At 61.3% G+C, this 13,485-nt stretch carries 8 protein-coding genes; 7 read left to right on the forward strand and 1 reads right to left on the reverse strand.

Annotated features, from left to right (window positions below; genetic code table 11):
* Positions 1-109 precede the first annotated feature (109 nt).
* The 6 genes from mrcB (at position 110) to ACJ8IJ_RS13470 (ending at position 9,258) form a co-directional block, all read left to right on the forward strand.
* Positions 110-2,605, forward strand: coding sequence for a bifunctional glycosyl transferase/transpeptidase (gene mrcB / locus ACJ8IJ_RS13445; protein WP_147826872.1), 2,496 nt, complete (start codon positions 110-112; stop codon positions 2,603-2,605).
* 251 nt (positions 2,606-2,856) lie between these two features.
* Positions 2,857-5,055, forward strand: coding sequence for a ferrichrome porin FhuA (fhuA, locus tag ACJ8IJ_RS13450; RefSeq protein WP_004937584.1), 2,199 nt, complete (start codon positions 2,857-2,859; stop codon positions 5,053-5,055).
* A gap of 47 nt (positions 5,056-5,102) precedes the next feature.
* On the forward strand, positions 5,103-5,900 hold the full coding sequence (gene fhuC, locus ACJ8IJ_RS13455) for a Fe3+-hydroxamate ABC transporter ATP-binding protein FhuC (protein ID WP_004937587.1): 798 nt from the start codon (positions 5,103-5,105) through the stop codon (positions 5,898-5,900).
* Positions 5,900-6,808 carry a Fe(3+)-hydroxamate ABC transporter substrate-binding protein FhuD gene (gene fhuD / locus ACJ8IJ_RS13460; RefSeq protein WP_004937590.1) on the forward strand — a complete coding sequence of 303 codons (909 nt, stop codon included), beginning with the start codon at positions 5,900-5,902 and terminating at the stop codon, positions 6,806-6,808. Before fhuC ends, fhuD begins: the two co-directional genes overlap by 1 nt.
* Positions 6,805-8,793 (forward strand): Fe(3+)-hydroxamate ABC transporter permease FhuB, encoded by a 1,989-nt coding sequence (gene fhuB / locus ACJ8IJ_RS13465; RefSeq protein ID WP_197753688.1) that lies wholly within the window; start codon positions 6,805-6,807, stop codon positions 8,791-8,793. Before fhuD ends, fhuB begins: the two co-directional genes overlap by 4 nt.
* Before the next feature lie 312 nt (positions 8,794-9,105).
* Positions 9,106-9,258 carry a Hok/Gef family protein gene (locus ACJ8IJ_RS13470; protein WP_004937594.1) on the forward strand — a complete coding sequence of 51 codons (153 nt, stop codon included), beginning with the start codon at positions 9,106-9,108 and terminating at the stop codon, positions 9,256-9,258.
* Between the two features lie 124 nt (positions 9,259-9,382).
* On the opposite strand, the gene metK is transcribed toward ACJ8IJ_RS13470, so the two are convergent.
* Positions 9,383-10,537 carry a methionine adenosyltransferase gene (gene metK, locus ACJ8IJ_RS13475; RefSeq protein WP_004937596.1) on the reverse strand — a complete coding sequence of 385 codons (1,155 nt, stop codon included), beginning with the start codon at positions 10,535-10,537 and terminating at the stop codon, positions 9,383-9,385.
* Between the two features lie 908 nt (positions 10,538-11,445).
* On the opposite strand from metK, the gene speA reads away from it, so the two are divergent.
* Complete coding sequence (gene speA / locus ACJ8IJ_RS13480; RefSeq protein WP_004937600.1) at positions 11,446-13,422, forward strand: biosynthetic arginine decarboxylase; 1,977 nt, start codon at positions 11,446-11,448, stop codon at positions 13,420-13,422.
* Positions 13,423-13,485: the final 63 nt, after the last annotated feature.

Raw genomic sequence — 13,485 nt, forward strand, 5'->3', positions numbered from 1 at the left:
ATTCAAGGTTTGGAATTCAGATGTTTCTTCTGGTCAGCGCTGCGGCGTCGGCACAGATTAAGCGACTAATCATGGCCGGCAGTGTCGGCAAGCTCGGAGAACAACAGCCATGGCTGGGGATGACCGCGAGCCCATCGGGCGCAAAGGAAAACAACCAAAAAGTACCGCGTCGCGCAAGCCGCCGCGCCGTCGCCGAGACGACGATTATGACGATTACGAAGAAGACGAGTATGACGATGATGAGTATGAAGAGGAGGAGGAACGCATGCCGCGTAAGGTAAAAGCGACTCCGCCGCGTAAAAAACGCCGCTGGCTCGGCCTGATTATCAAACTGATCCTGGTGCTCGCCGTCCTGTTGGCGATCTACGGCGTCTATTTGGATTCCCAGATCCGCAGCCGCATCGACGGCAAAGTCTGGCAATTGCCGGCGGCGGTGTACGGCCGCATGGTCAACCTGGAACCGGGCATGCCGTACAGCAAGAAGGAGATGGTCAACCTGCTGGAAGGCATGCAGTACCGTCAGGTCAGCCGCATGACGCGTCCGGGCGAGTTTACCGTACAGGCCAACAGCATCGAGATGCTGCGCCGCCCGTTCGACTTCCCGGATGGTAAAGAAGGGCAGATCCGCGCCCGCCTCGATTTCCAGAACAACCGCCTGGCGAAGATCGAAAACCTGGACAGCGGCCGCAGCTTCGGCTTCTTCCGCCTCGATCCGCGTCTTATCACCATGCTGCAGTCGCCGAACGGTGAACAGCGCCTGTTCGTGCCGCGCTCCGGTTTCCCGGATCTGTTGGTGGATACGCTGATCGCCACGGAAGACCGCCACTTCTATGAGCATGACGGCATCAGCCCGTACTCCATCGGCCGCGCGGTGCTGGCCAACCTGACCGCCGGCCGCGCGGTGCAGGGCGGCAGTACCCTGACGCAGCAGCTGGTGAAGAACCTGTTCCTGACCAACGAACGTTCGCTGTGGCGTAAGGCCAACGAAGCCTATATGGCGCTGTTGGTCGATTACCGTTACAGCAAGGATCGCATTCTGGAGCTGTATCTGAACGAGGTGTATCTCGGCCAGAGCGGCAGCGACCAGATCCGCGGCTTCCCGCTGGCCAGCCTGTATTACTTCGGCCGCCCGGTGGACGAGCTGAGCCTCGATCAGCAGGCGCTGCTGGTCGGCATGGTCAAGGGCGCGTCGCTGTACAACCCGTGGCGTAACCCGAAACTGGCGCTGGAACGTCGCAACCTGGTGCTCAAACTGCTGCAGAACCAGGGTGTGATCGACGGCGAGCTGTATGACATGCTGAGCGCGCGTCCGCTGGGCGTACAGCCGAAAGGCGGCGTCATTACGCCACAGCCGGCGTTTATGCAGATGGTGCGTCAGGAACTGCAAACCAGGCTGGGCGATAAAGTGAATGACTTGTCCGGGGTGAAGATCTTCACCACGCTGGATCCGGTGTCGCAAGACGCGGCGGAAAAAGCGGTCGAAGACGGCATCCCGGCGCTGCGCGCCGCGCGTCACCTGCAGGATCTGGAAGCGGCGATGGTGATCGTCGATCGCTTCAGCGGTGAAGTGCGCGCCATGGTCGGCGGCGCCAACCCGCAGTTCGCCGGTTTCAACCGCGCCATGCAGGCGCGCCGTCTGGTCGGCTCGTTGGCCAAGCCGCCGACGTACCTGACCGCGCTGTCCGAACCGGATAAATACCGCCTCAACACCTGGCTGGCGGATGCGCCGCTGTCGCTGAAACAGCCGAACGGCGCCGTTTGGCAACCGAACAACTACGATCGCAAATTCCGCGGTCAGGTGATGCTGGTGGATGCGTTGGCCAACTCGCTGAACGTGCCGACGGTGAACCTCGGCCTGTCCGTCGGGCTGGATCAGATCAGCGCCACGCTGCAACGCCTCGGGATCCCGAAAGCGGAGATCAACCCGGTGCCTTCGATGCTGCTGGGGGCGATCGGCCTGACGCCGATGGAAGTGGCGCAGGAGTACCAGACCATCGCCAGCGGCGGTAACCGTGCGCCGCTGTCGGCGGTGCGTTCGGTGATCGCCGAAGACGGCACGGTGCTGTACCAGAGCTTCCCGCAGGCGGAGCGCATGGTGCCGGCGCAGGCCGCTTACCTGACGCTGTACGCGATGCAGCAGGGCGTGGCGCGCGGAACCTCCCGTTCGCTGTCGGTGAAGTTCCCGAACTACAACCTGGCGGCGAAAACCGGTACCACCAACGATCTGCGCGACAGCTGGTTCGCCGGCATCGACGGCAAGGAAGTGGCGATCGCCTGGGTCGGGCGCGATAACAACGGCCCGGCCAAGCTGACCGGCGCCAACGGCGCCTTGACTCTGTATCGCCGCTATCTGGAAAACCAGACGCCGCTGCCGCTGATGCTGCAGCCACCGGAAGGCATTAACCAGATGAGCATCGACTCTGCCGGCAACTTTATCTGCGGCGGCGGCAGTTGGCGCACCATCCCGGTCTGGACCGACAATCCGCAGGGATTGTGCCAGGCCAGCCAGGCGGCGGTGCAGCAGCAACAGCAACAACCGGCGGCGGGTGAGCAAAAAGATGGCGATGGCGTCGCCGGCTGGATCAAGGATATGTTCGGCCAGTAATCGCTGCCGGGGCGTCGGCCCCGGTGAAAATTTTTGCTTTGTTATTAAGCCCGTAACCTTGGTTGCGGGCTTTTTTATTTTTCTGCTTGTTTTATTTCCCTGTTAACCGCAAGGCTAAGCGCCTAATCCTTAACCTATTTGCCCTATGAATTCGGCTTGCAGTTTAATTTGGCTTCTGCATAAAATGCGACGCTTATAATAATTATTATCGTTTACATTCGTCATTTAATAATTCATCAGAGAAATAAATCATGCTGACCAAGCGTCTTTCATCATCCGCGGCCAAGCAGGGCCGTCTCCCCGTCAGCGCGTTAGCGATCACCGTCGCCGCGGCGCTGGGTACGCTGGCGATGCCGGCTTTTTCCGCCGACGCCAAGCCGGCCGCCAAGGAAGACACGATTACCGTTGTGGGCGGTAGCAACACCGCCCAGCAGGAAAGTGCCTGGGGGCCGGTCGGCACCTATGTCGCCAAGCGCAGCGCCACCGGCACCAAAACCGATACGCCGATCGAGAAGAACCCGCAGTCCGTTTCCGTGGTAACGCGTGAAGAGATGGACATGCGCCAGCCGGATACGGTGAAGGGCGCGCTGGCCTATGCGCCGGGCGTATTCGCCAGCCGCGGCAGTTCCACGACCTATGACGCGGTGGCAATCCGCGGCTTCCCGGCCACCAACACCACTCAGTATCTGGATGGCCTGCGGCTGCTGGGCGATAACTACAGCGAAGCGTCCATCGATCCTTATTTCCTCGAGCGCGCCGAGCTGCTGCGCGGCCCGGTCTCGGTGCTGTACGGCAAAAGCAACCCCGGCGGCCTGGTCGCCCTGGTCAGCAAGCGGCCAACCACCGAGCCGCTGCGCGAAATCCAGTTCAAGATGGGCAGCGATAACCTGTTCCAGACCGGTTTCGATTTTAGCGACGCGCTGGACGATCAGGGCATCTATTCCTATCGCCTGACCGGCCTGGCGAAAGATAGCGATGCGCAGCAAAACATGAGCAAAGAGAAGCGCTATGCGATCGCGCCGTCCTTTAGCTGGCGCCCGGATGACAAGACCAACTTCACGCTGCTGGCCAACATTCAAAACGATCCCTATACCGGTTATTACGGCTGGTTGCCGAAGCAGGGCACGCTGATCCCGTTGCCGGACGGCGGTAAACTGCCGACCGATTTCAACGAAGGCGAAGCCAGCAACTATACTTCCCGCAAACAGCGGATGATCGGGTACAGCTTCGAACACGCCTTCAACGATACCTGGGCGGTGCGTCAGAACCTGCGCTATCTGCAGTTGGACACCGACATGAAGAGTATTTATGGCAGTGGCGTTTCTACTGCGACGCCGACGACGATTAACCGCGCCTATGTTCAGTCGAAAGAGCACCTGAACAATTTCTCGGTGGATACCCAGGCGCAGGCGAAGGTGAAAACCGGCGATATCGACCACACGCTGTTGTTCGGCGTGGACTACATGCGCATGCGTAACGATATCAATGCCGCATTTGGCACAGCGGACGGGCTGAGCATGACCCATCCGCAATACGGGAATGACGCGGTCAACATCAACTTTCCCTACCATTATCTGAACCGTCAGGAGCAAACCGGCCTGTATGTGCAGGAGCAAGGGGAGTGGAATCAGTGGCTGCTGACGCTGGGCGGGCGCTATGACTGGGCGAAGACTTCCGCTTATAACCGCGATACGAGTTCGACGAGCCAACAGACCGACCGGCAGTTCACCTGGCGCGGCGGCCTGAACTATCTGTTCGACAACGGCGTGACGCCGTATTTCAGCTACAGCGAGTCGTTTGAGCCGAATTTGGGCACGACGCAAGGGGGCAGTACGTTCAAACCTTCGATCGGCAAGCAGTATGAAGCCGGTGTGAAATACGTGCCGAAGGATCGCCCAATCGTGCTGACCGGCGCCCTGTATCAGCTGACCAAGAACAACAACCTGACGCCGGATCCGGATAACGCGCAGTTCAGCGTGCAGAGCGGCGAGATCCGTTCGCGCGGCGTGGAGCTGGAAGCCAAGGCGGCGTTGAATGCCAACGTCAACCTGATCGCCTCCTATACCTACACCGATGCGAAGTACACCAAGGACAACACCTATCAGGGCAAACCGACCGTCGAGGTGCCGAAACACATGGCGTCGCTGTGGGCGGATTATACCTTCCACGAAACGGCGGTGAGCGGTTTGACGCTGGGTTCCGGCGTGCGTTACGTCGGCTCCAGCTCGAGCTTCAACAGCGATAACACCACCTTCAAGGTGCCGGACTACACGCTGGTGGACGCGACCATTAAATACGATCTGGCGCGCTTTGGCCTGCCGGGTTCGTCCGTGGGCGTCAACATCAACAACCTGTTCGACAAGACCTACGTGTCGAGCTGCTACCGCGACTACGCCTGCTACTGGGGCGCAGAACGCCAGGTGGTCGCCACCGCAACCTTCCGTTTCTAACCGGATAGCCGGGGCGGCGCGGCGTCGCCCCGGACAAAGCAGGATCTATGCAGGACAAACTTCTTAATCCCGGCGCGACCTTCGCGCTGGATAACGCCAGTTTCGCCGTCCCCGGCCGGGTGCTGCTGCAACCGCTGTCGCTCAGTTTTCCCCAGGGAAAAGTCTGCGGCCTGATCGGCCATAACGGTTCCGGTAAATCCACCCTGTTGAAACTGCTCGGGCGGCACCATGCGCCCAGCGACGGCCAGGTCTTGCTCAATCAGCAGCCGTTGGCGCAGTGGGACAGCAAATCTTTCGCCCGCCAGGTGGCCTACCTGCCGCAGCAGTTGCCGGCGGCGGAAGGCATGACGGTGCGCGAGCTGGTGGCCGTCGGCCGTTATCCGTGGCATGGCGCGCTGGGGCGTTTTGGCGCCAACGATCGTCAACAGGTGGAAGAGGCCATCGCGCTGGTGGGCTTGAAGCCGTTCGCCAACCGGCTGGTGGACAGCCTGTCCGGCGGCGAGCGCCAACGCGCCTGGCTGGCGATGATGGTGGCGCAGGACAGCCGCTGCCTGCTGCTCGACGAACCGACCTCGGCGCTGGATATCGCGCACCAGGTCGAGGTGCTGGCGCTGATCCAGCGCCTGAGCCGCGAACGCGATCTTACAGTGATCGCCGTACTGCACGACATCAACATGGCGGCGCGCTACTGCGACCATTTGGTGGCGCTGCGCGGCGGTGAAATGATCGCCCAGGGAGGCCCGCTGGAGCTGATGCAGGGGCCGGTGCTGGAGCAAATTTACGGTATTCCTATGGGCACGTTGCCGCATCCGAGCGGCGGCGCGCCGGTGAGTTTTGTCTACTGATGTCCTCTGCATTCACTTCTTCTCACGATCCGCTGCGCCGCCGTTTGTTGATGGCGCTCGCGCTGTCGCCGCTGTTGGGTTCGTTGCCCGGCCGAGCGGCGGATGCGCCGCCGGATATCGCGCGCGTTGCGGCGCTGGAATGGTTGCCGATCGAGCTGCTGTTGGCATTGGGCGTGACGCCGCTGGCGGTGGCCGATGTGCATAACTACAACCTGTGGGTGGCGGAGCCAAAGCTGCCGGCGACGGTGGTCGACGTCGGCCAGCGCACCGAACCGAACCTCGAACTGTTGCAGCAGCTTCGGCCTTCGCTGGTGTTGCTATCGCAAGGCTATGGCCCGACGCCGCGCAAAATCCAACCCATCGCGCCAACCATGAGCTTCGGCTTCAACGACGGCAGCGGCAAACCGCTGACCGTCGCTCGCCAGTCGCTGCTGGCGCTGGGCCAGCGGTTGGGCATAGAAAGCCGGGCGGTAAACCACCTGGCGCAGTTTGACAGCTTTATGCAGGACGCGCGTCAGCGCCTGCAAAGCTACACCCGGCAACCGCTGCTGTTGTTTTCCCTGATCGACACGCGCCATGCGCTGATCATCGGCCAGAAAAGTCTGTTCCAGGAAGCGATGGATCAACTCGGCATTCGCAATGCCTGGCAGGAGCCAACCGATTTTTGGGGCACGGCGGTGGTGGGGATTGAACGGTTGGCCACGGTGCGTAACGCCCGGGTCATTTATCTCGATCACGGCAATCAGGCGATGATGGACAAGGTCAGCGCGACGCCTTTGTGGCAGTCGTTGCCCTTCGTGCGGCAAAACCAGCTGCGGCAGGTGCCGGCGGTGTGGTTCTATGGCGCCACGCTGTCGACGATGCGGTTTTGCCGCCTGTTGGCGCAGGCTCAGGAGAGTGCGTCATGAATGCGGGCATCCGGAAATTGCCGCTGACGCTGATCCTGCTGTTGCTGGCGGCGGCAGGCGGTTTGACGATATATAACCTGGTGCAGCAGCTGCCGCCGGCGCAATGGGCGCGGGCGCTCAGCGCGCCGGACATCGACGACGTGCGGCAAATGCTGTTCCATTACAGCCTGCTGCCGCGGTTGACGGTGTCACTGTTGGCCGGCGCCGGTCTGGGGTTGGTTGGCGTGCTGTTCCAGCAGGTGTTGCGCAATCCGTTGGCGGAACCGTCGACGCTCGGCGTGGCCGCCGGCGCGCAGCTCGGCCTGACCATCGCCACGCTGTGGGTGCTGCCGGGGGGCGAGTTCACCCGCCAGTTGGCCGCTATGGTGGGGGCGATTGTGGTGGGCGGGCTGGTGTTCGGCGTCGCCTGGGGCAAGCGGATGTCGCCGGTGACGCTGATTCTGGCCGGGCTGGTGCTGGGGTTGTATTGCGGCGCGGTCAACAGCCTGCTGGCGCTGTTTCATTACGATCAACTGCAGGGCATGTTCCTGTGGGGCACCGGCGCGCTGAACCAACAGGATTGGAGCGCGGTGCAGTTTATCCTGCCGCGTTTGCTGGTGGCCAGTGCGTTGGCGGCGCTATTGCTGCGCCCGCTGACGCTGCTGGGGCTGGACGACGGCGTGGCGCGCAACCTGGGTCTGGGGCTGTCGATGGCGCGCTTCTGCGCCCTGGGGCTGGCCATTATCTTCAGCGCCATGCTGGTGAGCGCGGTGGGCGTTATCGGCTTTATCGGCCTGTTTGCGCCGCTGATGGCGAAGATGCTGGGCGCGCGCCGTCTGGCGCACCGCATGATGCTGGCGCCGTTGCTGGGGGCGCTGTTGCTGTGGTTGACCGATCAGGTGATGCTCGGGGTGACGCAGGTGTGGCGCGAGATCCCGACCGGTGCGGCCACCGCGCTGTTCGGCGCGCCGCTGCTGCTGTGGCTGCTGCCGCGTTTGCGCAGCGCCGCCACGCCGCCGCCGATGAATCTGGGCGACAAGGTGCCTGCCGAGCGCGGGAATCTGCCCGGCTGGATCCTGCTGGGTGGCCTCGTATTGCTGATCGGCCTGACGCTGGCGCTGATGCTGGGCAAAAACGCCGGCGGCTGGCACTGGAGCCTGGGCGCGGAGCTGGACTCCTTGCTGCCGTGGCGCTGGCCGCGGGTGCTGTCGGCGTTGGCCGCGGGTATGATGCTGGCGGTCGCCGGCACGCTGATCCAGAAGCTGACCGGCAACCCGATGGCCAGCCCGGAAGTGTTGGGCATCAGCTCCGGCGCCGCTTTTGGCGTCGTGATGATGCTGTTTATGGTGCCGGGCGACGCCTTCGTTTGGCTGTTGCCCGCCGGCAGTCTGGGGGCGGCCGTTACGCTGCTGATCATCATGATTGCCGCCGGCCGCGGCGGTTTCTCGACGGAACGCATGTTGCTCGCCGGCATCGCGCTCAGCACCGCCTTTACCACCGTCATCTTCCTGCTGTTGGCCAGCGGCGATCCGCGTATGGGGGGCTTGCTGACCTGGCTCTCCGGCTCGACCTATTCGGTGGAGCCGGCGCAGGCGCTGCGCACCGCGCTGGTGGCCGCCGGCCTGATGGTATTGGCGCCGCTGTGCCGCCGTTGGCTGACCATCCTGCCGCTTGGCGGCGCTACCGCTCGTTCGGTGGGGATCGCCTTGACACCTGCGCGATTGACCATCCTGTTGCTGGCCGCCACGCTGACCGCCATGGCGACCCTGACCGTGGGGCCGCTGAGCTTTGTCGGGCTGATGGCGCCGCATATGGCGCGCATGCTGGGCTTCCGCCGCGCGCTGCCGCAGATGGTGATCGCCGCGCTGTTGGGTGGCTTGCTGATGGTGTTTGCCGACTGGTGCGGGCGGATGCTGCTGTTCCCGTATCAGATCCCCGCCGGGTTACTGGCGACCTTTATCGGCGCGCCGTACTTCGTTTATCTGTTGCGTAAGCAGACGTCGTAATCGGCATCTCGGCCGTGCTTTTTCTGCCATCAAAGGCTCAGCGTCGCTGAGCCTTTTTTTATTTTTCATGGTGTTGTAAGGCGCTGCGAGCGGTCGCGCAAAAATGATATTGCGTGCGAAAAGGAACACGAGGCGTGGTGGTGAGATGAATATACTGCGGGCGGGTGCTCTGGATCTTTGTCTCTGGAGCCCGAGCGAAAGATACAAAGAGAAAAGCCCCGAGTCGATATTCATCAACCCGAGGCCTACTCTAACGCATCACAACGTTAAGTTAGCCTCTTACCCGCCGCGAGGCAAGGAGAAGAAGGCATGATGCCGAACAAACGGAGCCTGTTAAAATTGGTGGTTATTTGTGCCACGGTAATATCACTGGCATGGATAACCCGCAGCTCGCTGTGTGAGCTGCGGATCCGATCGGGCACTACGGAGGTTGCGGCCATTTTGGCTTACGAATCCGAACGGTAAGGCAACCCGGCGGCGGGGGCGGTGCCTCCGCTTGCTGGCAGTCGATGCGTTGATCCGGGAGCACCCATCCGCTCAAAAAAAACGGCGAGCCTTGGCTCGCCGTTTTTCATGTTGATGTCGGGGCTTATTTCAGGCCGGCGGCATCGCGCAGCAGCTCAGCTTTGTCGGTCGCTTCCCACGGGAAGTGCTCGCGGCCGAAGTGGCCGTAGGCGGCGGTTTCGCGGTAGATCGGCTGCAGCAGATCCATCATCTGGATCAGGCCGTATGGGCGCAGATCGAAGAATTCGCGCACCAGCAGCGTCAGCTGTTCGGTTGGCACTTTCTCGGTACCGAAGGTTTCCACCATGATGGAAGTCGGTTCCGCTACGCCGATAGCGTAAGACACCTGGATCTCGCAGCGATCGGCCAGGCCGGCGGCGACGATGTTTTTCGCCACGTAGCGCGCCGCGTAAGCCGCGGAACGGTCAACCTTGGACGGATCCTTACCGGAGAAGGCGCCGCCGCCGTGGCGAGCCATGCCGCCGTAGGTGTCGACGATGATCTTACGGCCGGTCAGGCCGCAGTCGCCCATCGGGCCGCCGATAACGAAACGGCCGGTCGGGTTGATGTGGTATTTGGTGCCCGCCGTCAGCCATTCCGCCGGCAGTACCGGCTTGATGATCTCTTCCATCACCGCTTCTTGCAGATCTTTCAGCGCGATGTCTTCGGAATGCTGGGTGGACAGAACGACGGCGTCGATGCCGACGATTTTGCCGTCGTCGTATTGGAAGGTCACCTGGCTCTTCGCGTCCGGGCGCAGCCACGGCAGGGTGCCGTTTTTACGCACTTCGGACTGGCGCTGCACCAGACGGTGTGCGTAGGTCACCGGAGCCGGCATCAGCACGTCGGTTTCGTTGGTGGCGTAGCCAAACATCAAGCCCTGATCGCCGGCGCCCTGTTCGAGAGGATCGGTACGGTCAACGCCCTGATTGATATCCGGGGATTGCTTGCCGATAGCGCTCAATACTGCGCAGGAGTTGGCGTCAAAGCCCATGTCCGAATGAACGTAGCCGATCTCGCGCACGGTCTTGCGGGTGATCTCTTCGATATCGACCCAGGCGCTGGTGGTGATTTCACCGCCGACCAGGACCATGCCGGTTTTCACGTAGGTTTCGCAGGCGACGCGCGCCTTCGGATCTTGTTCCAGGATGGCGTCGAGGACGGCATCGGAGATCTGGTCGGCGATTTTATCTGGATGTCCTTCGGAGACGGATTCGGACGTGAAGAGGTGTTTAGCCATTGTGTTCTTTACCTTGCATAAGACGGGTTAGAAATTACTGCACAGCGCTGGAGATCCGGCATCGAAGCGAAGGGTCTTCCGCTGATGGCGCGAGATGCATCCTGCAACGCCCCTCAGGCAAAGCCGTTAAGCAGTTTATCAGTTAACCAGTATAGATGGATTAACATCTGGACGTCTATTTTAGGTCAGGGTTTAGCCAGATTGCCAGTAATTTTTTGCGCTTTCGCTCTTTTGCGCAAACGGGTTGGCGCCATTTTCATCGCTTGAAACAGTTTTCGGCGAATTTTCATTTTGCTTTTTCACCTGCTTACCGGTATAAACTGCGCGCGCGGTTCATTTGCTGCACAGTACGGCGGTCTGGCGTGGGGGAAGGTACGATAAACTTCCGCTTTGCATTCGCCGGCATTGCGCTATTATCCGTCGCGGGCGTTCGCCGTGGCGCCGCCGCTTCATCGAACGGTCACGTTCTTACACTATTTTAGAGGCTGGGTCGTTCACTCCGAACGGCGCGCGTGGAGGTGGTTGGATTAATGATCCGTTGTCTACCGGTTGTTGGTTCCCAACAGCAGTGCCGTTCTGGCGCACATTCTTCTGCTATTTCCCGTCTTGTCTCTCTGTCACTTACCAGGTGCGATAAACACTTGGCCGCTACTCAGGATTCTCGGGCCGGCTAACGGTCGTCTGAAGAACTGAACAAGGGTAGCCTGCAGCCTTCCTGTGGGATGTTTCTTGGCCCGATTCACGAGGTTTGAACAGGGTGTCTTACAATTATATGAGTGATAAACCGATCGCTGACCGCGAACGGCAGTTCTCTTCGCTGCCGCCGGCGCGGCTTGTTGGGTTGTTCTCGCGGGTTGTAGCTGCGATAGTGGCTGGCGGTTTCGTCAGTACGGAATGTGAGGCGAACCATGTCTGATGATCTGTTGATTCACCGTCCGCCAGTTGCGGGCGAGTCTTTATCTTTGCGCTCCATGCAGGAGGTTGCCATGAATGATCGTAATGCCAGCAAGATGCTGCGTACTTATAACGTCGCCTACTGGGGCAACAATTACTATGACGTCAACGAGCTGGGCCATATCAGCGTGTGCCCGGATCCGGATGTCCCGCAGGCGCGCGTCGATCTGGCAGAACTGGTGAAAACGCGCCAGCAAGACGGCCAACGTCTGCCGGCGCTGTTCTGCTTCCCGCAGATCCTTCAGCATCGCCTGCGTTCGATCAACGCCGCGTTCAAACGCGCGCGCGAGTCCTTCGGTTACCAGGGCGGCTATTTCCTGGTGTATCCGATCAAGGTGAACCAACATCGCCGCGTGATTGAATCGCTGGTGAATTCCGGCGAACCGCTGGGGCTGGAAGCCGGCTCCAAGGCCGAGCTGATGGCGGTGCTGGCGCATGCCGGCATGACCCGCTCGGTGATCGTCTGTAACGGTTATAAAGATCGTGAATACATTCGCCTGGCGCTGATCGGGGAAAAACTGGGGCACAAGGTGTACCTGGTGATCGAAAAGATGTCCGAGATCAACCTGGTGCTGGAAGAAGCCGAACGCTTGAACGTCATACCGCGCCTGGGCGTGCGTGCGCGTCTGGCGTCGCAAGGCTCCGGCAAATGGCAGTCGAGCGGCGGCGAAAAGTCCAAATTCGGTCTGGCGGCGGTGCAGGTGCTGAAGCTGGTGGAGACCCTGCGCGAAGCGGGCCGTCTCGACAGCCTGCAGTTGCTGCACTTCCACCTGGGCTCGCAGCTGGCCAACATTCGCGATATCGCCACCGGCGTGCGCGAATCGGCGCGCTTCTACGTTGAGCTGCACAAGCTGGGCGTCAACATTCAGTGCTTCGACGTGGGCGGCGGTTTGGGCGTCGACTACGAAGGCACCCGCTCGCAGTCCGATTGCTCGGTCAACTACGGCCTGAACGAATACGCCAACAACGTGATTTGGGGCATCGGCGACGCCTGTAACGAACACGGCCTGCCGCACCCGACGGTGATCACCGAGTCCGGCCGCGCCGTGACCGCGCACCACACGGTGCTGGTCTCCAATGTGATCGGCGTAGAGCGCAACGAATTCAGCGAACCGCAGCCGCCGGAAGCCGACGCGCCGCGCGCGCTGGAAAGCATGTGGGAAACCTGGTTGGAAATGAACGAGCCGGAGAACCGCCGCTCGCTGCGTGAATGGCTGCACGACAGCCAGATGGATCTGCACGACGTGCATACCCAATATGCGCACGGCATGCTGGACCTGACCAAGCGCGCCTGGGCCGAGCAGCTGTATCTGAACATCTGCAACAAGATCCAGCAGCAGCTCGATCCGAGCAACCGCGCGCACCGCCCGATCATCGACGAATTGCAAGAGCGCATGGCGGACAAGTTCTACGTCAACTTCTCGCTGTTCCAGTCGATGCCGGATGCCTGGGGCATCGACCAACTGTTCCCGGTGCTGCCGCTGGAAGGGCTGGATAAGCCGCCGGAAGGCCGTGCGGTGCTGCTCGACATCACCTGCGACTCCGACGGCACCATCGACCATTACGTCGACGGCGACGGCGTGGCGACCACCATGCCGATGCCGCCGTACGATCCGGAGAACCCGCCGGCGCTGGGCTTCTTCATGGTCGGTGCGTATCAGGAGATCCTCGGCAACATGCACAACCTGTTCGGCGACACCGCCTCGGTTGACGTGTACGTGTTCCCGGACGGCAGCGTCGAGACCGAATTGTCCGACGAGGGCGACACCGTGGCGGACATGCTGGAGTACGTGCAGCTCGATCCGAGCGCGCTGCTGTCCAAATTCCGCGATCAGGTCAAAGAAACCGATCTGGACAGCGAGCTGCAGGCGCAGTTCCTGGAAGAGTTTGAAGCCGGCCTGTACGGTTACACGTATCTGGAAGACGAGTAACCGCCCTCTTCAGGGGGGCGATGTCGGCCCCCTTGAAGCATGAGCAAAATGCGGCCATAATCT

The sequence above is a fragment of the Serratia sp. CY40230 genome (assembly GCF_052168835.1).
Lineage (GTDB): Bacteria > Pseudomonadota > Gammaproteobacteria > Enterobacterales > Enterobacteriaceae > Serratia > Serratia nematodiphila.